19 protein-coding genes and 5 pseudogenes are annotated in these 25634 nt (G+C 59.5%); 13 read left to right on the top strand and 11 right to left on the bottom strand.

The genetic code is table 11. The annotated features are described in order from the left end of the window. Window positions 1-88 precede the first annotated feature (88 nt). Genes B5525_RS34190 through B5525_RS34170 form a run of 5 tightly spaced genes read left to right on the top strand, consistent with a single transcriptional unit; the run spans window position 89 to window position 5552 of the window. On the top strand, window positions 89-1075 hold the full coding sequence (locus B5525_RS34190; protein ID WP_079570238.1) for an ABC transporter permease: 987 nt from the start codon (window positions 89-91) through the stop codon (window positions 1073-1075). Then, entirely contained in the window at window positions 1072-2019 is a 948-nt protein-coding gene (locus B5525_RS34185) for an ABC transporter permease (protein ID WP_079570236.1), read from the top strand. The genes B5525_RS34190 and B5525_RS34185 overlap by 4 nt, the downstream gene beginning before the upstream one ends. Beyond that, entirely contained in the window at window positions 2016-3026 is a 1011-nt protein-coding gene (locus tag B5525_RS34180; RefSeq protein WP_079570235.1) for an ABC transporter ATP-binding protein, read from the top strand. The genes B5525_RS34185 and B5525_RS34180 overlap by 4 nt, the downstream gene beginning before the upstream one ends. Continuing rightward, window positions 3019-4056 carry an ABC transporter ATP-binding protein gene (locus tag B5525_RS34175; RefSeq protein ID WP_079570233.1) on the top strand — a complete coding sequence of 346 codons (1038 nt, stop codon included), beginning with the start codon at window positions 3019-3021 and terminating at the stop codon, window positions 4054-4056. Before B5525_RS34180 ends, B5525_RS34175 begins: the two co-directional genes overlap by 8 nt. After that, entirely contained in the window at window positions 4053-5552 is a 1500-nt protein-coding gene (locus B5525_RS34170; protein ID WP_079570232.1) for an amidohydrolase family protein, read from the top strand. Before B5525_RS34175 ends, B5525_RS34170 begins: the two co-directional genes overlap by 4 nt. Before the next feature lie 661 nt (window positions 5553-6213). Here the strand turns inward: B5525_RS34170 and B5525_RS34165 are convergent. Beyond that, on the bottom strand, window positions 6214-6519 hold the full coding sequence (locus B5525_RS34165; RefSeq protein ID WP_079570231.1) for a hypothetical protein: 306 nt from the start codon (window positions 6517-6519) through the stop codon (window positions 6214-6216). Between the two features lie 1643 nt (window positions 6520-8162). After that, window positions 8163-8315 (bottom strand): annotated as a pseudogene (locus B5525_RS46785) (Asp/Glu/hydantoin racemase); the annotation flags it as partial. A gap of 11 nt (window positions 8316-8326) precedes the next feature. On the opposite strand from B5525_RS46785, the pseudogene hydA reads away from it, so the two are divergent. Further along, window positions 8327-9472: pseudogene (hydA, locus tag B5525_RS34155) on the top strand (dihydropyrimidinase); the annotation flags it as partial. Window positions 9473-9570: 98 nt separating this feature from the next. Continuing rightward, the gene (locus B5525_RS45930) at window positions 9571-10419 is read left to right on the top strand and encodes an alpha/beta fold hydrolase (protein WP_197687865.1); all 849 of its coding nucleotides are present in this window, start codon (window positions 9571-9573) and stop codon (window positions 10417-10419) included. A 951-nt stretch (window positions 10420-11370) separates the two neighbouring features. On the opposite strand, the pseudogene B5525_RS44825 reads toward B5525_RS45930, so the two are convergent. The 3 genes and pseudogenes from B5525_RS44825 to B5525_RS34130 form a co-directional block, all read right to left on the bottom strand. Continuing rightward, window positions 11371-11493: pseudogene (locus B5525_RS44825) on the bottom strand (ATP-binding protein); the annotation flags it as partial. 155 nt (window positions 11494-11648) lie between these two features. Next, window positions 11649-12248, bottom strand: a complete 600-nt coding sequence (locus B5525_RS34135) for an NADPH-dependent FMN reductase (RefSeq protein ID WP_079570227.1) — start codon at window positions 12246-12248, stop codon at window positions 11649-11651. Between the two features lie 114 nt (window positions 12249-12362). Beyond that, the gene (locus tag B5525_RS34130) at window positions 12363-12755 is read right to left on the bottom strand and encodes a winged helix-turn-helix transcriptional regulator (RefSeq protein WP_079570226.1); all 393 of its coding nucleotides are present in this window, start codon (window positions 12753-12755) and stop codon (window positions 12363-12365) included. Window positions 12756-13648: 893 nt separating this feature from the next. Here B5525_RS34130 and B5525_RS34125 point away from each other — a divergent pair. Further along, window positions 13649-14572: a reverse transcriptase domain-containing protein gene (locus B5525_RS34125; RefSeq protein ID WP_244567680.1), complete on the top strand. Its 924-nt coding sequence runs from the start codon at window positions 13649-13651 to the stop codon at window positions 14570-14572. Between the two features lie 1556 nt (window positions 14573-16128). Here the strand turns inward: B5525_RS34125 and B5525_RS44820 are convergent. The 3 genes from B5525_RS44820 to B5525_RS48025 all read right to left on the bottom strand — a co-directional run bounded on the left by B5525_RS44820 (window position 16129) and on the right by B5525_RS48025 (window position 17126). Next, window positions 16129-16284 carry a hypothetical protein gene (locus B5525_RS44820; RefSeq protein ID WP_154073612.1) on the bottom strand — a complete coding sequence of 52 codons (156 nt, stop codon included), beginning with the start codon at window positions 16282-16284 and terminating at the stop codon, window positions 16129-16131. A gap of 164 nt (window positions 16285-16448) precedes the next feature. Then, a complete protein-coding gene (locus B5525_RS34115; RefSeq protein ID WP_079574162.1) occupies window positions 16449-16646 on the bottom strand; it encodes a hypothetical protein in 198 nt (65 codons plus the stop codon). Window positions 16647-16700: 54 nt separating this feature from the next. Continuing rightward, complete coding sequence (locus B5525_RS48025; protein ID WP_425305228.1) at window positions 16701-17126, bottom strand: hypothetical protein; 426 nt, start codon at window positions 17124-17126, stop codon at window positions 16701-16703. Window positions 17127-17504: 378 nt separating this feature from the next. Here B5525_RS48025 and B5525_RS45605 point away from each other — a divergent pair, with 378 nt between their 5' ends. The 3 genes from B5525_RS45605 to B5525_RS34095 all read left to right on the top strand — a co-directional run bounded on the left by B5525_RS45605 (window position 17505) and on the right by B5525_RS34095 (window position 18478). Next, window positions 17505-17753 (top strand): hypothetical protein, encoded by a 249-nt coding sequence (locus tag B5525_RS45605; RefSeq protein ID WP_172899786.1) that lies wholly within the window; start codon window positions 17505-17507, stop codon window positions 17751-17753. 66 nt (window positions 17754-17819) lie between these two features. After that, complete coding sequence (locus tag B5525_RS34100; protein ID WP_079570220.1) at window positions 17820-18041, top strand: hypothetical protein; 222 nt, start codon at window positions 17820-17822, stop codon at window positions 18039-18041. 29 nt (window positions 18042-18070) lie between these two features. After that, the gene (locus tag B5525_RS34095) at window positions 18071-18478 is read left to right on the top strand and encodes a hypothetical protein (RefSeq protein WP_425305334.1); all 408 of its coding nucleotides are present in this window, start codon (window positions 18071-18073) and stop codon (window positions 18476-18478) included. Between the two features lie 803 nt (window positions 18479-19281). On the opposite strand, the pseudogene B5525_RS34090 reads toward B5525_RS34095, so the two are convergent. From B5525_RS34090 to B5525_RS48020, 3 genes and pseudogenes are all read right to left on the bottom strand, one after another. Then, window positions 19282-19689: pseudogene (locus B5525_RS34090) on the bottom strand (response regulator); the annotation flags it as partial. Between the two features lie 67 nt (window positions 19690-19756). Further along, window positions 19757-19918: a hypothetical protein gene (locus B5525_RS44815; RefSeq protein WP_154073611.1), complete on the bottom strand. Its 162-nt coding sequence runs from the start codon at window positions 19916-19918 to the stop codon at window positions 19757-19759. Window positions 19919-20190: 272 nt separating this feature from the next. Next, on the bottom strand, window positions 20191-20622 hold the full coding sequence (locus B5525_RS48020; protein ID WP_425305333.1) for an EF-hand domain-containing protein: 432 nt from the start codon (window positions 20620-20622) through the stop codon (window positions 20191-20193). A gap of 511 nt (window positions 20623-21133) precedes the next feature. On the opposite strand from B5525_RS48020, the gene bamA reads away from it, so the two are divergent. Continuing rightward, window positions 21134-23656 (top strand): outer membrane protein assembly factor BamA, encoded by a 2523-nt coding sequence (gene bamA / locus B5525_RS34075; RefSeq protein ID WP_079570216.1) that lies wholly within the window; start codon window positions 21134-21136, stop codon window positions 23654-23656. 1788 nt (window positions 23657-25444) lie between these two features. Next, window positions 25445-25522 (top strand): annotated as a pseudogene (locus B5525_RS48015) (zinc-ribbon domain-containing protein); the annotation flags it as partial. Window positions 25523-25634: the final 112 nt, after the last annotated feature.

Raw genomic sequence — 25634 nt, 5'->3', positions numbered from 1 at the left:
ATCATACTGTCAAGTTTCGGAATCGATCGCGTTCATGCGTTTGGATTGTGTCAATCCAAGCGCATCGTGATCTAGCGGGAGCAGCGCCATGGGTTTCATGATCGGTCGTCTCGGGCAGACCCTGATCGTGCTGCTGGTCGCGGCGCTCGTGAGCTTCATGCTGTTTCGGTATGTCGGCGATCCGGTCAACAACATGGTCGGTCAGGCGGCGAGCTTGGCCGACCGCGAGGCGATGCGCACGCAACTGGGTCTGAACGATCCTGTTGCGGTCCAGTTCGCTCGCTTCGTCGGTGACGTGCTGCGCGGCGATCTCGGCATGTCCTATCGGTTCGGCCAGCCCGTATCCGACCTGCTCCTGCAGCGGCTTCCGGCGACGCTTGAATTGTCGCTAGTCTCAATCCTGCTGGCTGCCGGGCTGGGCGTGCCGCTCGGCGTCTGGACCGCGTTGCACCCGCGCAGCCGTTCCGCCAAGCTCCTGATGCTGGCCTCGCTCGCGGGCGTCGCACTGCCGACCTTCCTGATCGGCATCGTGCTGATCCTGGTCTTCTCCGTCTGGCTCGGCTGGCTGCCGTCCTTCGGTCGCGGCGAGGTCGTGAGCTTCGGCGCGTGGACGACGGGACTGCTCACCGCGAGCGGCCTGAAGGCGCTCGTGCTGCCGAGCGTCACGCTGGGATTGTTCCAGATGACCCTGATCATGCGGCTGGTGCGCGCCGAGATGCAGGAGGTCCTGCGGTCCGATTTCATCCGCTTCGCGCGCGCGAGGGGGCTCAAGCGCGCGACGGTGAACTACGATCACGGACTGCGGAACACGCTGGTGCCGGTCATCACCATCGTCGGCCTGCAGTTCGGCAATGTCTTCGCCTTTTCCGTCATCGTCGAGACCGTGTTCCAATGGCCCGGTTTCGGCCTCCTCGTGATCCAGGCGATCCAGTTCGCCGACGTGCCCCTGCTGGCGGCCTATATCGTCCTCGTCGCACTGTGCTTCGCGATCATCAACCTGATCGTGGACATCCTCTATGTCGTCATCGATCCGCGCGTCGGCGCGGCACAGCTCGCGCGCGGAGGCCACGCATGAGCGACGAGACCCCGGAAGGCGCCGACGCGCCGGATCATCCGCCGGCCTGGTGGCGCGGCGACTTCGTTCATGGCTTTGTCCGCTCGCCCGTCGCAATCGTGTCGGCGACGATCGTCGCCACGCTGCTGCTTCTGGCGGTCTTTGCGCCATTCGTTGCGCCCTATGACGTTCGCGATCCGGCGAAGGCCAACGTCGTCGACGCGCGGCTGCCGCCGCGCAGCACCGGAATGTTCGGTGATCAATACCCTCTTGGGACCGATCCACAGGGGCGGGACATGCTCTCTGCCATGATTTACGGGCTGCGCACGTCGCTCTTGGTCGGGCTGGGGGCGATTGGGCTCGCGGCGGCCTGCGGCATCGCGCTGGGGCTCGCCGGCGGCTATTTCGGAGGGACCATCGACGCTGTCATCATGCGCGCGGCCGACGTGCAGTCGAGCTTTCCCGCCATCCTGATCGCGCTCCTGATCGACGGCATCACCCGCACGCTGATGGACCGCGCCACCCATGAGGTCCTGGCAGTGCCGATCCTGATCGCGGCGATCGCGGCGTCCTTCTGGGTGCAATATGCCCGCGTCGTGCGCGGCCTCGTCCTGGTGGAGCGCGGTCGGGAATACGTTCTCGCTGCCAGGGTCACGGGCGTGCGCACCGTGACGATCCTGATCCGCCACATCCTGCCCAACGTCCTTGGTCCCGTCCTCGTCATCGCCACGATCAACCTCGCGCTGGCGATCCTGACCGAGGCGACCCTGTCCTTTCTCGGCGTCGGCATTCCGCCGGCCCAGCCCTCGCTGGGCTCGCTGGTGCGCATCGGCAACGAGTTCCTGTTCTCGGGCGACTGGTGGATCTCGCTCATGCCCGGCGGCCTCCTCGTCGTGCTGTCCCTCGGCGTCAACCTCTTCGGCGACTGGCTGCGCGACGCGCTCAATCCGAGGCTCGCCTCGTGACGACGCCGTTGTTACAGGTCGAGAACCTTCGCGTCGAGATCGCCACACGCCATCGCGACCTCGTGGCGATCGACGACCTGTCGCTGTCGATCGGCGAGGGCGAGGTTCTGGGCGTGGTGGGCGAATCCGGGGCCGGCAAATCCATCACCGGCAACGCGATCCTCGGACTGCTGGAACGGCCGGCCCGCAAGACCGGCGGCCGGATACTGCTCGAAGGACGGCGCATCGACGACCTCGACGAGGAGGAGATGCGCCAGCTGCGCGGACGGCAGGTCGGAGCCGTTTTCCAGGACCCGCTCGCCAGTCTCGATCCGTTGATGACGATCGGCTACCAGCTGGTTCAGACCATCACCACGCATCTCGATATACCGCGCGACGACGCCCGCGAGCGCGCGGCGCGGCTGCTGGCGGAAGTTGGTATTCCGGCTCCGCGCGAGCGGCTCGACAGCTATCCGCACGAATTGTCCGGCGGCATGCGCCAACGCATCGTCCTGGCGCTGGCGTTCTGCTGCGAGCCGCGCGTCGTCATCGCCGACGAACCCACCACCGCCCTCGACGTGTCGGTGCAGGCTCAGGTCATCGATCTGCTCAAACGCATGTGCCGCGAGCGCGGAACGGCCGTGATGCTCGTCACCCACGACATGGGCGTGATCGCGGAGGCCGCCGACCGCGTGGCCGTGATGTATGCGGGGCGCGTGGTCGAGACCGGCCCGACCATGGACGTGCTGCGCGCCTCGCTCCATCCCTACAGTCGCGGGTTGATGGCATCGATCCCGAGCATGCGGCGCGCCGCGCGGGACCGCGCCCGCGCCGACCTGCCGATGATCCCGGGCGCGATGCCGCGCCTCGACGCGCTGCCGCGGGGGTGCGCCTTTCATCCGCGTTGCCCGGTGGCAATAGCAAGATGCGCGCGCGAACGGCCTCCCTTTTTCCCCGCAGGACCTTCCGGCGGGGCCTGCTGGCTGGTTGCGGATGGAGCGTCTGGAGAATTACCCGCTCATGCGTGACATTGTGCTCGCCGCGAACCACCTCACGGTGCGCTTCGACGTGTCGGCATCCTGGTTGACGCGCCTCTTCACACGCGCGTCCCGCCGCACCGTCCACGCGGTCGAGGATGTCAGCTTCGAGATCGATCGCGGCACAACCTTCGCGCTCGTCGGCGAATCGGGCTGCGGAAAATCGACGATCGCCCGGACCATTGCGGGCATCCAGCGGCCGACCTCCGGCGCCGTCTCCTTCATGGACGCCGACATCGCCGGCCTGCGCAGCCGCAGCGCCGTCCTTCCCTACAAGCGCAACCTCCAGATGGTCTTCCAGGACCCTTACGCCAGCCTCAACCCGCGCTGGCGCGTCGGGCGGATCGTCGCCGAGCCGATCGTTACGCACCGCATCCTAGCCGGCCGCGTCGCGGTCGAGGCGCGGGTGCGTGAATTGCTGGTCCTCGTCGGGCTGTCCCCCGGCGATGCGCGCAAATATCCGCACCAATTCTCGGGGGGCCAGCGCCAGCGCATCTCGATAGCGCGTGCAATCGCGTCCAATCCCGCCTTCATCGTCTGCGACGAGCCGACATCGGCGCTCGACGTTTCCGTGCAGGCGCAAATCCTCAACCTGATGTGCGACCTCCAGCGCCGGTTGGGGCTGACTTATCTGCTAATCTCGCACAATCTGGCCGTCGTGGCCCACATGGCCGACGAACTGGGCGTGATGTATCTCGGCCGACTCGTCGAGCAGGGCGACGCGCGTCAGATCATCGAGACGCCGCTGCATCCCTATACGCGCCTGCTGCTCCACACGGTTCCCGATCCGGAAAGCGGCGCCCGGCACCGCACGCCCCTCGCTGGCGAGGTGCCGAGCCCGCTCGATCCGCCGCCGGGCTGCGGCTTCCACACGCGCTGCCCTCTTGCCAATGCGCGCTGCAAGGCGAAACGCCCGGCCCCGCACAAGGTGGCCAAGGTCTGGGTCGCCTGCCACGCGGCCGAAGAAGGGCGCCTGCCGGCATCGCCGGCAACCGATGCTACACGAGGAGAACACGCATGAGGAAGACCGTCGTCGGCTGCCGAGCACTGCTCGGCGAAGGGGCGCTGCCGTCGAGCGGAGCGGTCGACATCGTCGTCGAGGGCAGGCTGATCCGCGAGATCCGCCCGCACGGCGCGGCGGAGCCCGAAGGCAACGTCGTGCCAGCGCAGGGTCTCCTGGTCACGGCCGGCTTGATCAACGGCCATCACCACAGCCACGAAGGCTTCTACAAAGGCCGCAAGGACAACCTGCCGCTCGAGCTCTGGATGAATTATGTGCGCCCGCTGCGCCCGATCGAGCTGACACCGCGTGACGTTTATCTGCGCACGATGATCGGCGCCATCGAGGCGGTGAAGAGCGGCACGACCACTATCTCCGACGACTTCAACCAGAGCCCGCGCCTGCGGCCCGACCATGTCGAGCAGGTCTTCCAGGCCTACACGGACATCGGCATCCGCGCCAATGTCGGCATCACCCTGTTCGACCGGCCGTTCTTCCGCGCTGTCCCGTTCGTCGAGGAGGAGTTCCCCAAGGACCTTCTCGCCCGGCTCGACGCCAACAAGATGTATTCGGCCGACGAGTTGCTCGCCTTCGTCACCAATCTGGCCAGGACGAAGCACCCGAAGGAGAACCGGGTCGGCTACATCGCCTCGCCCTCGGCCCCTCAACGCTGCACGGAGGAGTTTCTCCTGAAGGTCCGCCGCATGGCCGACGATCATGACCTGCCGCTGATGATCCATGTGCAGGAGACGCGCATGCAGGTCGTCACCGGCCAACTCTGGTACGGCTCGACCATGATCGAATATCTGGACCGCATCGGTTTCATGAAGCCGAAGACCGCCTTCATTCACGGCGTCTGGCTCAACCCGCGCGAGATCGAGATTCTCGCGCGCACTGGCGTCTCGATCCAGCACAACCCGACCTCGAACCTCAAGGTCGGATCTGGTCTCGCGCCGATTCGGGCGCTGCTGGACGCAGGCGTCAATGTCAGCATGGGCACCGACGGTTGCGGCTCGATCGAGGGCCCCGACATGCAGAACGCTCTCTATCTTGCGGCACTGCTGCAGAAGCTGCGCGGCGACCACACGACCTGGGTGGGTGCGGCCGAAGCGTTCCACGCCGCCACGATGGGCGGCGCGAAGGCGCTGGGCCGCGCGAATGAGCTCGGCGCGGTCGAGGCGGGCCGAATCGCGGACCTGGTCGGCTACCGGCTCGACGGGATCTCGTTCACGCCGCTCAATAACCCCGTCAACCAGCTCGTCTATTCTGCCAGCCGAAACGAGGTGGATCTCGTGATGGTCGACGGCGAGGTGATCGAGCAGGGCGGCAAGCTCACGCGGATCGACGAGGATGCGATCATCGGCGAGATTCATGCCGCGCACGAGCGCATCGAACCGATGCTGACGGCCTCCGAGGCGGATGTCGAAGAACTGGTCGTGCCTTACGAACGCATCTATCGGCGCTGCCAATGCATGGACATTGCGAAAGACACCTATCCCGCGAGGTTTTCGCATTAGACCACGATGAGATTGGTTTTAATGCTGTCCCTATCGTAAACTTAATCCAGCCTAGTTGGCGAGCAGAGACGAATCGGCTGATGCTGCTGCGTGATGACGGACCTTTGCCGAACAGTACCATCGCAAAATCAAAGATTAGGAATCTGAACTTTCCATCGGATTATCCGGACGCATTGGTACGGCTTGCTCGATGTCCGCTATGCCCCGATAGCGACCAAATTCTGCAGCGCAGCGAAATGTCGCGATGTGCCAATTTCAGACATCGCGCGGCCGTTCATGCGGCTCAACCAATCTGCACAACCCGCAGGTTATTAGTTGTGCCGGCCTCGCCGAACGGGATGCGGTCGCAGCAAACTGGCGGGGCGGCTCAGTTCGCCGGCCGCGTCGTGTTGTTGAGATCGCGCTTCGCACAAGGGAAAGCGCTGCAGTCCGAAATTGAATCCAGAATCTAGAGCGTTTCGCCGAGGTAGACAACCGCCCGATCGATCCTTCCAAGACCTTCGCCGAGAACGAGCTCTATGGAATCGTCGAGATCGAATGGCACAAGCCCGGAGGGGCCGGAGGTGCATCTGGCGGCCTCTAAGGCCAAGTTCGATGCCGAGGTTGCGCTCCCAACACCGGACTACCTTCGGGTCAAGCGGTGGAACCTATGGTCGGCTGTCTACCCGGTGCTCGATCTCACGATCGAGGCCAATCGGCCGCTGCGCCTTGGCATTAACTGCGAAAACTGGAACGAGATGCCAGCCATCGGTAGCACTTCGTTCTGGTCCTCGATCGACTCGAGAGCTCGGGCGATCTCGCCCTGTTGCACACGAAGAGCTTCTTCCTTTTTTGAGACCTCCGCATCTTTGGCTGCCAGCTGTTCAGAAAATCGCTTGCGCGTCTCTTCGATGAGCGGCGCCGCGAGCGATTCCGTCAGCTTGATCTCATGGCTACAATTCGGACAAATAATTTGCGGTTCAGTCACGTTCTAGCTCCTTGACCGATGCCTCGCCCGCGGCTCGGCTTCGCTGATGTCAGTCATTGCGGCAGCCTCACGTGTTGCCCCGTGACGTGACAGAGCACTGCAACGAAAACAAGGATGAGCGCGAAGGCCATGGCTCAAGCCCTTTCGACCGGATGCACTCGGACACGTGCGTCAAGGTCGATCGCCGCTGACAAACGTTCGGCCATGCGCTATAGATCCGGGATGCGAGTGCAGACCAAGATGGATCAGAACGCGGGCGGCCACCAATGGCCCTTTGACGGGTCAAAATGCCTTGCGTGCGGAATGGCCCCGACCCGCTACGCCGACACGAAAAAGCCGTGTCCGGGACCGCAGCCCGAGCGTGAAAGGTTCACGGTGCCGGATGATGATGATGATGATGAGTAGCGAAGCCACGTATACCCTAACGGAACATTGCTCGCAGCAGCAGTATCAAAAACACCTGAGCTCAACTGTCGGATGAGCCGGCGTCGTGGGGACGGAGAGCAGAACTATGGAGGCGGTCGGTATAAGCTGTTGGTGGTTTGCAAGCCGAGACAGAGACCTCGAAAAAACGTTTGATCCGACGTCACATGTGGCCGAAATCAAGCGAGCGCCCAAAAGCGTCGAAAACCTTTCGAATTTAACGATAGAGGCTGACGAAAACTTTATTGCAATTCCCGGGGATGATGAGAACAGCGAGTACAATAAGTTTTTCCCGTTGTTTCACTCTCTTTATATAGGGTTCGATATCTTTCTGCCAGTTCGCGTTCAACAGAAGTACAATCCCTTAGATTTTCGATTGGATGCGGTTGAAAACTTCTGCGTCAAGATCATTTGTAAACGCCCAATGCCGGTTGCCCACATTCACTACACAGTGGCCGGGGGCGAGGCCGACGTAAATGACTTTTCTCCTTCGACAGCGGCCATGATCGTTCGGCAGTACCTTGAGGAAAAGCTCCGAGACAACACGAAAGTGGACTTCCAGTCTCTTGGCCCAAGCCCATTCCATGGGGACATTTTTCTCGATCAATCACCGCAGGGGGGCGCGATAGAAGCCCCTAAGGATCTAACAAAACCGGGAAGCGGTTACCGGACGCTGTACTTTCCGACTGTCGCCATCAAACCTAACGCGCAGCTGGCTGAGTTGGTAGCGAAGAATCACGGCACTCGTCGGGCTTTCTACACCGTAATAAGGCGAAGGAATTACGCTCAGCGGCTTGCACGGGCTGTGACGGACGGTTCGCTCGAACTACTTCGACCACCCGAGCGAACAGGGCGCTGGGCGACGTTTCAACATTGGCGCGGCTATCGCGCCAGAGTTGACGAGGTATTTACAGCTCTGCTGAACGAGAAAATGAATCGCGTTAGCCAAGGCCAGCTCGCGTTGGAGATCGAAGAAGACGAAACAATTCTGCGATCAGGTCCCTTATATCATCTGCTCGAACGAACGCGAGATGCAGCGCAAATGCCCGATGAGGACATACGAGAGTTGCTCGTGATGTTGGAAGAGAGGCGGCGCGGCTACTTTGAAAACGTCGCCACGCTTTTCTCTGGATTAGTTGGCGGTGTTCTCGGCGCTGCACTCGGCGCGGCGCTTACATTCGGACTAGCCGATCATTCGGAAAGCAAGGCCCTTAAGAAGGATCGCGATAGGCGAGCACGGTGGTGCACGCGCGGATGCCGGTCGCCTCGGTTATACGTTCGCACAAGCGCTCGTCCCGCTCGAACCCCAGCCAGCTTGCCGATGTTCCGTTCCAGGCAATGATGTCGACTTTGGCATGCGCCAGAAGCTCTGCCTGCACGCAGGATGCCGTTTTGTCTTCAGCAGAAAGGCCAAACGCTCCGCGAGGCGTTGCGGAATTACCACGCGCAGGCGGACGGCGAATGTCATGTCGACGTTGCCTTTCATCTCATCGTCACCGATCCGACGGATCAGGTGCTCGGGCAGGAACTGCCGGCGCTGGTGCAGGATGGCTACACCTCGCTCAAGGTGTTCATGACTTATGAAGGCATGGCGCTTTCGGACCGCGAGCTTCTCGAAACGATGGCGGTCGCGCGCGAGACCGGCGCGGTGCTGATGGTGCATGCGGAAAATTTCGATGCCATCCGCTTCCTCACCGACCGCCTCGAACGTGCCGGCAACACCGCGCCGCGCTTTCATGCGACCTCGCGGCCGATCCCGGTCGAGCGTGAGGCCACGCATCGCGCCATTTCGCTTTCCGAACTCGTCGACGTGCCGATCATGATCGTGCACGTATCGAACCGCGGGGCGATGGAAGAAATCCGCCGCGCCCAGCAACGCGGACTCAATGTGATGGGCGAGACCTGCCCGCAATACCTGGTTCTGACGGAGAAAGACCTCGACCAGCTGAACATGGAAGGAAGCAAATACGTATGCTCGCCGCCGCCACGCGACGTTGACAGTCAGAAGGCGTGTTGGGAAGGCCTGAAGCAGAACGTTTTCTCGGTCTTTTCTTCGGACCATTGTCCATTCCGCTACGACGATCCGCACGGCAAGCTCGCGCCCAAAGGGCGTACTAGTTTCCGCTGGGTGCCGAACGGAATTCCCGGCGTGGCGACACGTCTTCCGATCCTGTTCTCGGAAGGCGTCGTGAAGGGCCGAATTGACCTCAACGCTTTCGTCGCGCTTACCGCGACCAATCACGCCAAGATCTATGGTCTCTATCCGCGCAAGGGAACGATCGCGGTGGGATCGGACGCGGACATCGCACTATGGGATCCGAAACGAAAGGTCACGATCCGCCACGACCTCATCCATGACGGTTCGGACTATACGCCGTATGAAGGACTCGAAGTGACGGGCTGGCCGGTCCTGACCATGGTCCGCGGGCGCGTCGTGTTCGATGACGGCGTTCTCGTCGGCGCAAAAGGCTATGGCACTTATTTGCAGCGGACCAGACCGCCGAGCCGCCCCGACTCTGCGCAACGATAAACCAAGCCATAGCTGGATGGAGACCAACATGCCTTACGCGACGACGGACGACGGAGTGCGCCTGTATTTCGAGGAAACCGGATCGGGCCGAAGCCGACGTGATCGCCGGCATGATACGGACCGACGGCATGCCGGCATTCGCCGAACGATACGCTTATGGGCCGACCCGCGTTCAGTATGAAAACAAGGATCCCCGCGGCCACGCCGAGTTTAAAGCGATGCTGGCCGTGCATTCCGCGGTCAGATCAGCTAACACTCAGCAGGGTGTTCAGAAGGAGCGCCCGTCGCTTTATATGCTAGTCGAAGAAATGCGGCGCATCATCCTGCCGACGCTTATTATCACCGGCGATGAGGACTGGCCGTGCCTTTTGCCGGGCATCCTCATGAAGCAAAGCATTCCATCGGCAGCCCTCGTGGTGATGCCTAACGCGGGTCATGCCATCAATATTGAAGAGCCGGTGAATACAATCGTATCGTCGGCGATTTCCTTTCCCAGGTCGAAAGCGAGCGCTGGCCGAGTCGCGATCCTCGCGCCGTCAGCGCTTCCATTACCGGAATGCAAAAGGGACAGCGTCCCCTGTACGCGACGGAGATCGTTGCCGTCCTTTCTCGAATCAGAACCTGCCCTGCACGTGGACCAGCGCGATGGCCGTCTGCTCGAACCTGTGAGTAATCGACGCCACGGGCGATTGATGCGTCTCCCTCCGTCGAGGGACGTTAACTTTACGACAGGGACACCGTGCTGCCGGTGCTTTGGTCTCGGTTGGACGCCGTTCGAGCAATGGATCAATCGTAGGCGTGGCTTTGACATATCAATTCCCAGATTTGTGGTCGATCAGACGGCGATCGTTAAGCCAAGCGGGTTTGACAATGCAGATATTTCGGCGCCGGCACGACACCTTCGTCGATATTGCTTCGATAGGACGTGGGGAGTCGTGACACGCTAATCAAAGGCTTCAGCCCCTTCGTTACCTCCATGACCTGCTCCGATTGCTTCCGGTTGGAGCGGTTGCCGGGTGGGGTTTGGAAAGCGCCGCCTTTGCTTGGCGTACGCCACTTTAGGAAATTCTGGAGCGGGCGAAGGGGCTCGAACCCTCGACCCCGACCTTGGCAAGGTGATAACTCCCGGCGAGAAGCGGGGTGAAAGCCATGCCATCCTACGCGGCGAGTTGATGGGCATTCTCGATCTTGCCGCTGGCCGCCGGAGGTCTCCCGGGCCTGGAGTTATAACAAACGCGCTTGCGAGTCCCCGCAACCACTTTCATTATAAGTCGCTTACCATCCCGGTCTAACGACCGGGGTGGGCTTCGCTTTTCTGGGGAAGGCGGCGGCCTTCGTGCGTTGCATCGAGTGCGTGCCGTAAGGCGCCGACTCTAAGCCGATGCTTTCAACCCAGCGATGCACCAGCCGGGCGTATTGGCGGGTGGATATGTGGGGCCTTGCGTGAAGTCGACTTGGGAAGAGATATCGGGAGCCAGTGGCCCGGAGCGCTGGTAACTAGGTTTCAACGGAGTTTCTCAACCGCTCCGTTATTTCGAATTGTACGGGCCGACCGGTCTTCTTTTGAACGACTGTCGCACGATCCCGGACTTTCGCACCAGAGCATATTTCGCCGATGCGAAGTTTGACGAAATCGCACGCGCGAAGTTTGCTATCTATCGCCAGATTAAAGAGCGCAAGGTCGCGCCACATGTGCGCGACCTCTAGTCGAACGCGAATGGACCAAACGTGCTTTGGTTGCAGAGGCTTCTTTTCTGGCCGACTAGCAATCCCTTTATTCCACGGTAGGCCGCCGAGCGCTCCGTGGAGAGCCTCTGGAGTCGTATCGCATGCATTCTCGATGCCTTCCAACCAGATGAATGCGCCGACTAATTCCGCAACTCAGGATATGCCGCAAATTAAGTGGAAAATGCTCTAGGGATGAAGCTATCGTTGCCGGTCTCGACGATGTCGCACTCGTGGGTGAGCCGGTCGAGGAGCGCATTGGTCATCTTGGCGTCGCCGAAGACGGAAGGCCACTCGCTTGGCGCTATTCTGGAGGTGCGCGCCTTTTGCTTGCGGAGACACCATGGGCCAACCCGGAACCCCGCGTAGCCGCCGAGAACGGCAAAGACCAGTGAACCATATGCCGGGATCAGCACAGTAGCACTTTTGCCGATCCCATGGTGGCCAGAACTCAGGCTGCCTCGGCGACCCTGTCGCTGGAGCGACCTTCCTTGAGCGTGTTGGCCCACCAGACGAGTTCGTCCAGCATCGGCTTGGCGTAGTCGTCGAGGTAGGGATAGTCCGCCATGGACTTGCCCTCGCGCATCATGCCCATCATCTCGATCATGCCGATATGAACGGCGCGCGGGAGCGAGGCCACTTGCGCCGTGGCGAGAATATTCCGTAAATGCTCGACGGCGCGGGCTGCGCCGCCCCCGCCATAGCCCAGGAAGGTCGCCGGCTTGCGGTGAATCTCGGACCAAAGATAGTCGAGGGCATTCTTCAGCACGGCCGGAATACTGTGGTTGTATTCCCCGGTGACGAAGATGTAGCCGTCGAGGCTGGTGATCTTCTCGCCCCAGCGCAGTGCAACTTCGTTCTGCGGCGGCGCAACGTGCAACGGCACCTTTTCCTCGAAGAACGGCATGGGATAATCGCGGAGATCGATAATCTCGAAATCGGCGTCATTGCGCTCCTTGGCGATATTGAACAGCCAGTTCGTCGGGACTTCGCCGAACTGCCCGGGACGGGTTGTGCTGATGATGATGCCGATTTTGGGTCGTTTTTGCATAGTCGCTTTCGTAGACACTGCGATTGGTAAGCCTCCATGTAGCGGTAACCGCGGTGGGCGCAAGATCGCACTTTTTCCGCAGTGACTTACCCGCCAGTAAGTGAGGTCGCGGCTTTAATCGTCGACGACGGCGCTATCCTCGGGCGATCGCTCTCGGATTCGCTCGCGCGCCTCTTCGATGTCGGTCTGGTTCTCCATCACCCACCTACCGATCGGGGCCAGCGCAAGCTTGAACGAGCGTCCGCGGTCGGAGAGTTCGTATTCGACCCGCGGCGGAATCGTGAGGTAGACTGTCCGGATCAGGATCCCGTCGTGCTCGAGATTTCGCAGCGTAACGGTCAACATGCGCTCGGAGATGCCATTGATCGCCCGGTGCAATTCCGTGAAGCGCATCCGGCGGTCGCCGAGCACCATCAGAAGCAGGATTGTCCATTTGTCACCGACCCGCGCCAGGATGTCTCTGGCCCGGCGGCAATCAGCGGGAAGTTGTTGTGGTTCAATGCTCATGCAGCAAACATAAGGTCGATTACGCCATGAATAAAGACCGCGGGCGCATCGATCTCCGTGATGGGCTTTCATCTAGCCGCGGGGAAAGCCATCAAGCGGATGGCGGACGGGTGCCTGGCATGTCTGCTTATCGGCGGATAGTATTGCAAAAGTCGTCTTGCCGAAGGTGTCAAAAATTCTGAGGGCCGCAGACGCGTTTTCGTGTGGGGATCTGAGGGACCTCGTCGCCTCACGCAAAACTCATAGGCGACTTCGGTAGCTCGACTGAGGTTATCCGAATCGTGGATCGCTTCGCGTTTTAAGGTTTCACCAAAAAGTTGAACTGGTGCAACTTTCGACTTTTGCAACGTTATCCGGCGAAGACCGGAAGTGACGGGTCGGCGGTCAAAATGACGCGAGTGACCGTGCGCCCCGAGGGCGCGAACCATCAGTGAGGGAGGGTCTCACCCGGATAATTGTCGATTGGTCCGGAAGCTGGCAGGCGGCTCGGTCGGGTAACTGGCTGGGTCGGAGCCCTGCGACAAAGGCGGCCTTGGGCCGCTGAGCGATCCGATGGGCCGTAACAAAGTGAAGCCCGAGCAGGCCTCGAAAGTTCTAATGCGGATGCCGACCCTCCGGTCATTTGGGGAAGGCTGCACGCGTGGGGAAGCAATCGACACGCGCACCCACGCGATCCGCCGGGGTAGTGGGTACGGCACGTCGGTAGGGTGGTTCGTAGTTACAGGGGGAGACCCGTCGCGGACGAGGGTAGCGGCCTCAGCATCGCATCAGGCGGTGGTCACGGCGGGAGTCGGACGGGGCAATAGGAGCGTTGATGCCGGGTAATGCCGGCGGAGCAAAGGGCCCCGACTTCTGGTGCGCTTTTGAAGATGGTGAGGTGAAGGTGATTGGTGATGAGCCTGACAACGCCTGATAAAATCCGGAGCCTTCAGAGAAAGCTCTACTGCAAAGCCAAGGCGGAGCCCACCTTCCGCTTCTATCTGCTCTACGACAAGATCTGTCGCGATGACATCCTGTTACACGCCTATCGGCTCGCCCGCGTTAATGCGGGTGCACCGGGTGTGGATGGGATGACGTTTGCTCAGATCGAGGAGCAGGGTCTGGAAGCATGGTTGGCGGGCTTGCGCGCGGAACTGGTCTCGAAGACGTACCGACCTGATCCGGTGCGGCGGGTGATGATCCCCAAAGCGAATGGTGGCGAGCGTCCGCTCGGCATTCCGACCATTCGTGATCGTGTGATTCAGACTGCCGCCAAGATCGTGATCGAACCTATCTTCGAGGCTGACTTCGAGGACAATGCCTACGGCTACCGGCCCGCTCGCGGGGCGGTAGACGCGGTCAAGGAAGTGCACCGGCATTTATGCCGGGGCTATGCAGATGTAGTTGATGCTGATTTGTCCAAGTACTTCGATACGATTCCGCATTCCGAGCTAATGAAGTCAGTAGCCCGGCGTGTCGTGGATCGAAACGTCCTGCGCCTCATCAAGATGTGGCTGAGGGCGCCGATCGAGGAACGGGACGCGGACGGAGCCCGGCGGATGAGTGGCGGCAAGGGAAACACGCGCGGCACGCCGCAAGGCGGCGTCGCAAGTCCGCTGCTGGCTAACATCTACATGAACCGGCTCCTGAAGCATTGGCGTTTGACTAGATGCAACGACACGTTCCATGCTCGCGTCGTCTCCTATGCTGACGACTTCGTTATCCTCAGCCGCGGTCGCGCGGCGGAGGCATTAGCGTGGACGAAGGCGGTGATGACCAAGCTCGGGTTCGGTCCCGCGCTCACACCCCCGGTGCAGACCTCAAGCCCGCCGCTTTAACCCGGCGGGTTTTCTTTGAACCTTTTCCGTCCCTGCGCATCATAGCTCTACCAGAAGCCACAGACGCCCGGCGCGAAGTTTATGGGACGAGCTTTGGAAATCGTAGCAACCTTATTAGCCGTGATCGCCGTTGCATCGATGGTGATTGCACGGGGGATAGGCATCTGGCGCGGGCTGCGGGAAGTGCGAGAAGCAAAGCGAAGGCCAGACCGCTCTAAGCACCGCCCGTTTTGATCGTTTGACCCTTCTCGCACGGTGGCGGCTTCGGTTCACGATGCCGTCAGGATCGAAACCGAGCTTAGTCACAGATCCCTTTTTAATTTCCGCTTTCCCCAATGAGGTCTTTGCGACAAGCCCGCTTGGCGAACAGTAGGGGTAGCCGGATCGATCGGCGTGGCCCGGCCATCGGCCCTCTAGTTCCGGCAGTGGGCTAGTTTGATTATGGCAGCCTTCCTCACTCGAAAGGGTGGCGGCCTAGGGCGCATATTGGGAGCATGGGAAAGGCCCGCATCATAATAACAGGGCGCGGTCCAAGTTACGAAGTTTGGGTCGAGCAAGATGGCCGTCGCCATCTCTTCGCCATCGCTGGGTCACTTGAAGACGCTGAGGAAGAGGCTAGAGAAGCCGAGAGAGAATACGGGCCGAAACATGGCCGGGAGGAAAAATGACCTCCAAACACGCTAGAGACCCCAACCAGTTCGCCAAGTCTTGAGCCTGGGCAGCAGTATAGAGCGCCCTGATAACCAAGGGCGCGGGGCTCAAGGTTCGCGCCTCTCAAACCGGTGCGGCGAAAAAGCCGATGGCGAGGGCGAACAGCATAAAGCCGCCGAACGCGTAGATCGCGATGTTTACAGGGCTGATCATCTGAACATAACCGAACTAGTTACCGTAGGTTCCGGCTGCGATCTTTTTGATCGGACCAGTTCAGCCTCCGGCGACCTTGGCTCCGGAAAGAGAGGCCCTGAGGAATTCGCGGTAAATCGCGTTGAGCAAGGTTGCCATGATCGACTCCATTGTCTGATCAGGCGCAATCCTAAGCCGCCTCTATTTCCGGAGTACTTCGCGGGTCGGCCAAAATGGTTTCACGGAAGCCGAGGCGAGTCCGCCTGTGGGCCGGCGCCGATCGGCCGGCACAAAGCAGCCCGCAACTCCCGGACCCGCGTGGGTGAGTCCCGCAGGCCCGCGATCGGCGTTCTAGTAGTGATCTGTTTGATTGTTGCAGACTTCCGGGCTGGAATGTTGACTATCCACATTGCATATTCCTTGGATGGCCAAGAAGTCCCACCCACGCCTGCTTGAAGTCACGGTAATCTCCTTGGAGCCAACGCGATGGGAGTGGCGAGTTTACGAAGGCGATACGCCACTGATGACGGGCTTTGAGACCTCGCGCGAAAGCGCCCAGATTGAGGGTGATCGTGCTCTATTCCGCTTGCTATCCGCAGGGATAGACAAATGAACGCCCTAGGGGACTCCAACCAGCTCGTAAAATCGATTTACTGACCAGCTGTCCGCCGAAGCCGGACTCACCAGCGGCCTCCGTAGAGCCAGCAAAGGGGCTATTGCGGCCAGTCGTCGCTGGCGAGCCACGCGGCGAGGCGACCGAGCCCGGCGGCGGCAACGTCAAGGATCAGCGCCAGCGTGTAGATCGGGAGCGCGATCGCTCGACGCGCCGCGCGCGGCAAGAAGAATTGCGAACTGTCACCCGAGGACATCGATCGGATTAGCCGTACGTTTCTCGATTTCAAGGAAACCCCTGAGTCCAAGATTTTCTCAAATGAAGCCTTCGGCTACTGGAAGGTGACCCTAGCTTCCACTTGCCACGGACCCGATCTCGCTTCGAGAAAGGTGGTCGCGCGACAAACGGCGATGTTGTTTTTTACTCGGCAGCGAGTTGCTGACGCAGTCTACGCCAATAGAAGCCATCTCTTTGAATGGCAGACTTGATCTCGTCGCTTACAGCTACAGTTGCTTTCTTCTTCCGCCACCTTCTTGCGTTCTCGACGACAGGGATCGGTTGGCCTCTCGCGATCACCAATAGGCGATCACGCTTCTCGTTGAGATACACGTCGAACATGCAGCCTCCCTCAGCCCGCACCAAACATATCGCTTTCTCGCGGAATGGGAGTTACTAAAATGCAACAACTAGCGCAGGATGCGAGAATGAAACGCGAAGCGCGTACTTTCGCTGGGGCCAGTGACTACCGCAAAAAATCCAAATTTCGCGCGGGGAGGGCGCTCTACCTCGCGGGTTATTTAGCGCAACAGCGTCCCAAATATGTGATTCCCACAGCGTCGTGCTGACGCCGTAGTTTCTCGTCGCGAATTGATGATGGCTTCGGTGATGCTTAAGGAACCTATCGGGACCGTGATGTGCGCAGTGATGTACGAACAGGTACCAAGCATAGGCAACTAGCGCTCCCGCAAGGAAGGCACCTCCGGCTATAATATAGACCAGAGCGAAACAAATCCATATTTGCCAAAATATTGTGAGGACCGCCTCGTCAGGGTTGGCATGATGAAGCCCATGTGCTCTTGGGGCGAGATCGTGCAGCACAAAGCGATGGACTGCGTATTCTGCAAGCGTCTAAGAGACTACACCGCTGACGAATACCGCGGCGGCAGAACCCATTTCGAGTGGCGACATCCTTAGCAGAACGATCGCGATCAAGGACGCCACTAGCATTTCGCCAAAATAGATGAGGGCAGTCATACACCTATTATGCACCGGACGCATGCCGTGGCCTATCGAAAGATCGATCTCGAAGAGGCTAACTTCTTCTGACGGCATTTCAAAAGATCGGGAGGCCAGACGCGGGCAGGGCGTTCTACCTTTGCACCTTGCTACCGAACGGGCGCGAGGACGTGACGCTCACGGCTCTTTTCCGCGCGATTGTTCCGGGTCGCTCACCGTCGCCAGCAAAACGAGATTGAGATGCTCAGACGCGCTGGCATCAGCACGTCATCCGCAGAATTATTACTTGCAAGGATGCGAGCCAGGGTGGATAATCTTTGCAATCGAAGAGCGAAGCTACAAGCTATCGCTCAGGGGAATGACGCGCGAAAAGCTATTGTCTGTGCAGTTCCCCACGCGCCGCCAGTGCATATTATCGAGCTGCAGCAAGAGCGTGAGATCACGCTCGTGGGTTATTCCGAAGAATACGATAAAAGTTTGGAACGCTGATCTGGCACGAAACGTTGCGCAAGCGGGTTGTTGGAGGGGGCTGGCCCAAACCCAAGGAACGAAGCAATGGCAACTCAGATCGTGATGAACCAGAGTGGCGATGCTCGGCATCATTTCGACGCGACTGACCGGGAGGCGGTCGCTGACGCCGAAGAACGATTTCGACAACTGACCGGCGCTGGCTTCACGGCAGCTGTCCGCACCGGTCCGGGTGACGCAGCAGTAACTCGTTCGTTCGACCCAACTGCGGAAGAAACATTATTCTTTCCCCGGCTCGTCGGCGGCTGATTGTCCTCGCTATGTCCGCGCGGTCTTTGCTGATCGCGTCGCGGCGGGTTGGTGCTTCGCTGGCTCAATATTTCCGTGAAGTCCAAGCCGCGCGCGAGCGTTACCGAGCGCGCTTCGCTACTCGTGAAGAGCGCGGCGTAAACCTACTGCGCGAGTGGTTATCGCCCGAGCAACGAGCGCAGTTCGATGCCAAAAGATATTTCGACGTAATCGGTTGTGACAGTGGGAAGCGATACCGCATTCACTATGGAGAGACCACAAACGTCCACGAGATTGGCGATGATGACCTTCCCTCGGTCGGTTGGTGCTTCATGCCAGTAGGTTCATTAGTCGTGGGCGACGTAATGCTTGCCCAAAAAATCGCTCTCGAGACCTACGAGTACGGCGCGCTGGCAGTGGCTAACAGGTGCCCGATCAGGTTCTCGCGCTTCCGTTGAATATTGCGTCGACTTTGCGCGAGCTTAAGTAAGCCAGAGCAAAACAAAATGACCCGGCAATGGCAACGGCACGAAAGCCGAAAGAAGCAGGCAGCCACCCGTTTCTGAAAAGAGCCTCGTGACAATTCGGGGGTGATTTCCGCCGCTCTAATGGACAAGGCGGCTGATCTTAAATCGAAAGTTGACGAACCGGCCGCGCCGCTCGATATAACGCCGCTAGCGCTGGACATTGAGCCGCCACCCGCGACATGACGCAAGCCTTGATTGTACGGGTCGTAGCGCTTGGCGTCGGCAAATGATTGATAAGTTCGCTCCCCCGCAGGTTTTCATCCGACGCCATACAGCGTCCGAGATTTGCGACGTCGTGGTTTTGGTTCGGGGCCAGGAAATGGTTCTCCGCTGCCCGAGCTATTCTCAGGCAATGCACGTCTGGAATGCAAGTCCTACAAAATTCCACAGCCTGATATTGAACCACTTATTTCGGAGCCCGAGATTGAGCCACTTAGCGGGCTGGACCACGACGAAGAACTGCCGCTATTTTTGCGCCCGCCCGAAACAACTGAGGTCATTGGGCGGTAAAGCAGCCGCAGGGGGCAGCTTTACAGAGCACGCAAAAGTAAAGTAGCCTTAGTTTTCACGACGGGATATGCCGCAATCACCGTCCGGTCGGTAACGTGGGTGCCTTCGGCAGGCATTGTTTTTGAAGCAGGTCGCCATTTTTGTCGGTCGAACTATCATCTCCAAAAAACGCAACTCATTGACGCGCGCGAGGCGGCGCATCGTTAAGCTTTCCATCAATTGGGGGCACCATGAAGCGCATTCTGACGCAAACGGGATGAAGCGTGACCACGCAGCACCGCGTTGATCCGGGCCAGCAATTCGCGCGGGTTGAACGGCTTGGCGAGATAGTCGTCCGCTCCCATTTCAAGCCCGAGGATCCGGTCGACGTCCTCGCCGCGCGCGGTCAGCATGATGATCGGCGTCTGCGATTCGGCGCTGACCTTGCGGCACAGGCTGAGGCCGTCTTCGCCCGGCAGCATGACGTCGAGGATCAGGAGATCGACGCGATGGTCGGTCATGAGCCGCGACATTTCGCGTCCGTCGTTTGCGGTCGTCACATAGCAGGAATTGGTGCGCAGATATTTCGCGATCAGCGCCCGCGTCTTGCGGTCGTCTTCAACGACAAGAATGTTCGGCGTTGCCATGGCCATGCGGATCTTTGTCAGTGATTCGGGAGTTTCGGCGGAGGATTTTTGTTTTCGGGTATTTTCCGACGCTTCACGCGTAAAACGCGGCAACATGATGCCAGCGGGTCCGCAATTCTTTCCGGATCAGTCCCTGAGTTGCTTCCATTCGTCTGCTTCCTTTGGCAAGCGTACCGCGCTCACGAGACATGATTTCCAAATTATCAAATTGGGGCTCTTTGGAGTCATGGGTCATTTCCCCGTCGCTCAGTATATCTTGCGCGTTATAAACGCCAACCTACAATCCTGTGACGCGACTTGACACGTCCGTGAGTATGCTTCCGAACATTGCTGTGGTGGCGCCCTTCCGTTGGGCTTTCCATGTCACGCTACATTGAGCAGGTGCGCACGAGAGTCCGGCGCGAGCTATGAAACTTTTCGAAGCCATGCACCATGGCATCAGTTGATTTCGTGAATCTCGCGCGTGCTCGGTTTCCAGATGATCATGCATCGGCAGGCCTTTCGCTGTCAGAATTTCCTGCCTCTGCCGCTCGGCGGCTTCTGATCAGTGCTTGGGCCTTTCATTTCGTCCTGCGTGACGCGGCAGTCACCGTTCTTGTCGAACTGCAAGATAAACTCACTCGGCTTGTCAACGAACTCGCTGCGGGTGATCTTTCCATCCTGGTTTTCGTCAAAGTAGCCGAAGTCCGCGTCGGCGAATGCTGTTCCAGCCCGACGGATTATTGGGAATTCGGATGGATCGAGATGCCCGTCGCGGTTGCGATCGGCCAGGGTAAAGAGTCGATCAAGGTAACTTTTCCACTCCTCGCAAGTGTAGATGCCATCATGGTTGGCGTCCCAGGTGTCGAGTCCGTTCGTCGACGGGGCGTCTCTTGATCGGGTGCCACGGGCGGCGTCCCCAGCTGGAGCCGATTGTGCTGACGCATAGGATGCTACCATGAGAAGCAACCCCACGGCGATGCCCATGCCGCGAACGGACGTTGTGCTTAACAAGTCTCTCCCCTGTTTTCGCTCGGTGGCAATTACGATCAGCGCGGTCGCTTCCGGCAGAATTAAGGACAGGTCCGATGTCAGAAATATGCCGTTACAATCCCGAGATCACAAATGGCAAAAACTCCAAGGAATTTGAGTACTGCGACAAATGCTACGCGGGTCCCCGACTTTCTGAATCATATCTCGAAGGTCTCCGCAAAATAGGACTTGTAGAGTGACGGGCGAAACGCTTCGGATAGTTTTCCCTCCCCTGGTTTCGAATGCTATTTCAAGGTGAAGAAGCGGATGGAAAGCGGGTAGCTGACTGATCGGCATCAAGAACGCCGCCTGCAAACCCAACGCGGAATGTGCCTTGGTACCATCGAGCAACGATTCAAAATGATGCGAAACACTTCCGAGGTTTTTTAGCCACATCCGCACCGTAAGTGCCACTCGGAATAACCAAGGCAAGTTGCGGATGAATGTTGGAATAGGAGTCCGGGGGGGCTTGGTGGCTGCCCTGATGATGTTCGTCATGCCGGTCGCCAGCACGCTGGCCATCATGCTGGTATCTTGGCCCGCCGTCGCCCAGTCTGTCGCTTCGATTGAGGTTGACGGCAACCGGCGCGTCGAGATCGAAACCATCCGGTCCTATTTCAAGCCGGGTCCCGGCGGGCGCCTGGATCAGGCGCAAATCGACGACGGCCTGAAGGCGCTGATCGAGACCGGCCTGTTCCAGGACGTGAAGATCAGCCAGACCCGCGGCGGCATCCTGGTGACCGTGGTGGAAAACCCGGTGATCGGGCGCGTCGCCTTCGAGGGCAACAAGAAGGTCAAGGACGAACAACTCTCGGCGGAGGTGCAGTCCAAACCGCGTGGCACGCTGTCGCGCCCCATGGTGCAGTCCGACGCCCAGCGCATCGCCGACATCTACCGCCATGCCGGCCGCTATGACGTCAGCGTCAATCCCCAGATCATTGAACAACCGAACAACCGCGTCGATCTCGTCTTCGAGATCACCGAAGGCCAGAAGACCGGGGTCAGGTCGGTCGAGTTCGTCGGTAACAGCGCTTATTCGTCGTATCGGCTGAAGGACATCATCAAGACCCACGAATCGAATCTGCTGAGCTTCCTCGGCGGTGGCGACGTCTACGACCCGGACCGGGTCGAAGCCGACCGCGATCTGATTCGCCGCTTCTATCTGAAGCACGGTTTCGCCGACGTGCAGGTGGTGGCCGCCCTGACGGAATACGATCCGCAGCAAAAGGGCTTTCTGGTGACCTTCAAGATCGAGGAAGGCCAGCAATACCGCGTGGCTGCGGTGAACCTCGAATCCAGCATCCCGAGCTTTGACGCCAACACGCTTCGCAGCTTCTCCCGCGTCAGTGTCGGGTCGACCTACAACGCCGAAGCGCTGGAGAAGTCGGTCGAGGAGATGCAGATCGAGGCGTCGCGGCGCGGCTACGCCTTCGCGGTGGTGCGCCCGCGCGGCGATCGCAATTTCGAGAACCACACCGTTACCATCACCTATGCCATCGACGAGGGTCCGCGGACCTATATCGAGCGCATCAACGTGCGCGGCAACACTCGCACCCGGGAATACGTGATCCGCCGCGAATTCGATATTTCGGAAGGCGATGCCTACAATCGCGCATTGGTCGATCGGGCCGAGCGCCGCCTGAAGAACCTCGATTACTTCAAGAGCGTGAAGATCGCGACCGAACCGGGCTCGTCGAGCGATCGGGTCATTCTCAACGTCGAGCTTGAAGAGAAGTCGACCGGCGATTTCTCGGTGTCGGGCGGTTATTCGACCACCGACGGCGCGCTGGCCGAGGTCAGTGTTTCCGAACGCAACTTCCTCGGACGCGGTCTGTTCGCGAAGGCGTCGGTGACCTATGGCCAGTATGCCCGCGGCGCCTCGCTGTCGTTCGTTGAGCCTTACCTGCTCGACTATCGGGTCGCGCTTGGTCTTGACGTGACCTATCGCGAGCAGCTTGCCAACGATTACATTTCGTACGGCACCACGACGCTGGGCTTCAGCCCGCGGCTTGGATTCGCCCTTCGCGAAGATCTGTCGCTGCAGCTTCGGTATTCGCTCTATCAGCAGTCAATCACGCTGCCCACCACGCTCGGCAATTGTAATAACCTCGCGGGACCGGCATTTTTACCGACGCCGACGTATATCAATTCGGTTTTGGGTGGCGTCGACCCCACCGGCAATGCCCAGGCCGGGCTGCTCCCGGGCTGTTTGTCCGATGGTGAGTCTTCGTTGCCGGTTCGGGAGGAATTGGCAAATGGTCCGACATGGACTTCGTCGCTAGGCTATTCGCTCGACTACAACACGCTGGATAACACGAAGAATCCGACGGACGGTCTGCTCGTCGACTTCAAGCAGGACTTCGCCGGCGTTGGAGGTGACGTCAGCTACCTGAAATCAGCGATCGACGCGAAATACTACGCACCGCTGGTCGCCGATATCGTCGGGCTGGTTCACGTCCAGAGCGGCATCCTCAACAGTATCGGCAACACTCAGCTTCGAATGCTTGACCAATTCCAGATGGGTCCAAATCTTGTTCGTGGCTTTGCTTCGAACGGGATAGGTCCGCGCGATCTGACCTTCTTCCCTTATACCGGGACCGGCGATGCGTTGGGCGGCACCAAATATTGGGGTGCGTCTGCTGAATTGCAGATGCCGTTCTGGTTCCTGCCGAAGGAGGTCGGCCTTAAAGGCGCTGTCTATGCCGATGCGGGGTCGCTTTGGGACTATCAGGGGCCGACGACTTGGGCAGCCACAGGCGAAGTCAACGGTCTGGTCAACGGCAGTCCTTGTAAGTGCGGAATGGTGTACGATGATACCAATGTCATCCGCACCTCCGTCGGCGTCGGCCTGATCTGGCAATCGCCGTTCGGACCTCTGCGTTTCGATTACGCAGTGCCGATCACGAAGGGCAAATACGACATTGTGCAGCAATTCAAGTTCGGTGGCGGGACTTCGTTTTGATCTCCAACTCCAGAATATCCCGCCTCAGCCGGTTGTGGCGGCCAAGGCTGCTGCCGCGTAGAATTCTCGTTGCCTTGGTTCAAACAGGTGTCTTGGGCCGCCTCTGCCCCAAGGCTATCGCACATGACCGAGCGTGGCGAGGAGGAAGCAGTCGTCCCAGCCGGCGCGCTTGGGCGGCATGACATTTACATCTTGGCAGTTCGGCATATTCGTTGGTATCGTATTTGGGGCCTATTATGTCCCGCCGCTTAGAACGCTTCATATCCAGTTGCTGGTTATCGCTAGCTTGTTCTTTTACGGTTATGGCCAGCCCGAACTTTTTCCGCTTCTGGCTGTCGCGGTTGTGGCGGAGCGAACTTCTCAGTCATTTTGCCGATGCGCTAGCCTTAACGTTTTGAGATGTTTCGGTAGAGTTAGCTTTTTGACGCAATTGCAAAAATCGCTGAAGCAATTGCGGGGGCTGGTCCTCAGTAGAAGCGGACGTTGGATTTCGGGGCGGTCGGGTCCGTTGATGACCCAACTCGGAGTGCGCCAGGAAGCTGGCAAAGAATAGGAGGTGGAAGTCCCCCACGGAGAAGGTCTAGCCAACGCCCCGACCCCGAGTGATGCGCGGCGTCCCGCGAGGGCCGACGTGAAGCGTTCACAGGGGAGACCACGGGCCAAGTATTGAGCTGCGAAACGGGTCTAATTCCGAGGTGCCGATCTTAACCGCCTCGCACCTGTCCGACCAAGATATGGCTGACTAAAGTCGGAGGCGTCAGTTCGGTTTGCGACTCTCGCATTGGAGTTTTTTGATAATCGGGGTGACTTGCGCCGTGATCCACGTAACCGCTGCTTACGGCTGCTTGATACGGCTGGCCATCCCTCCGGTCGGCAACGCATTCATGTCTAAGTGACGTCCTGTGACAACGAAACCCACAGCGGCATTTGTCGGAAAACGAACCGACGGAAAGATAGCCAGGCTGGTATCCACCTATGCAGTGATGCCTATGAGCCCTAACATCGACGACCGGCCAACCTGTTCGAAGTGCAGCGTCGAAATGTTGCGCGGCATCGCCGAACCAATAGTTCCGGGCTATGAGCGTCGCAATTTTGAGTGCCCAAGCTGCGGCAACAAATTGAAGTTGGTTGGGTACGAAGGCCCAATTAAGACGATGAGCAAACCTGAATGACGACGGCTGCTACGCAGAACGGCGCATGTTCAACGAGTTTGATGAATAAGGGGGGACGAAGCGATCAAAAGGCTTGCCACTTCCGCTTATGGCATTGTGTCACGAGTATCGCCGGTCCACACGCGCGGTGCGCAACTGTATGAGAGATGAAGGAGGGCCCGTCGAGGTCGGCAATCAGGTGTTGATCTCAAGCCACCGCAAGCTGCTGTCGTCAAAAACGATGGTGGTGAACGTTGCGGAAAAGTCGAAGCTAGATTTCGGCAGGCATGATTGAGAGAGGCGAGCGCAAGCGAACCGCTGATGACGTGTCGAAAGCGGATTAGGCGATACCAAAACCGGGGGATTGCCATTCCTCCGGGATTAGCTTGGGGGATGTCCTGAGACTGCCCAAGCGGCATCCGGCATGGAGGCGGCGCGAAGCTCAATCTGGCTCTTGTACGGAACGTGAGAACCTGGCCGAGATGTCCGACCGTCAACGGCAACTGGACGGCATGGCGTAGGCCCGGGTCATCGGCGCATTGCGACGCGCGCTGACGGTCGCACCCCATTTGGCGATGCTCGCCGCCATCGGCATATTGGTCTAGACTGCTGTGATGTTCCGAGCGGGAGGGCGAGCATGGAGTGCCCGAGCTGCGGAAGCGCCAATCAGGATGGCAGCCGATTCTGCGGGGACTGTGGATCGCCGCTGCCGCAGTGTTGTCGCGCCTGCGGCCGCGAGAATCCGAGTGGCAATAGTTACTGCGGCAACTGTGGCGCTCCTTTGACCGGTGCTGCTCTTCCGGAAAGATCATCAGCTGTCGGCACGC

The sequence above is a fragment of the Bradyrhizobium erythrophlei genome, from assembly GCF_900129505.1.
Lineage (GTDB): Bacteria > Pseudomonadota > Alphaproteobacteria > Rhizobiales > Xanthobacteraceae > Bradyrhizobium > Bradyrhizobium erythrophlei_D.
The sequence above is the reverse complement of the archived record's forward strand: the minus strand, read 5'-3'. Positions and strand labels throughout refer to the sequence as shown.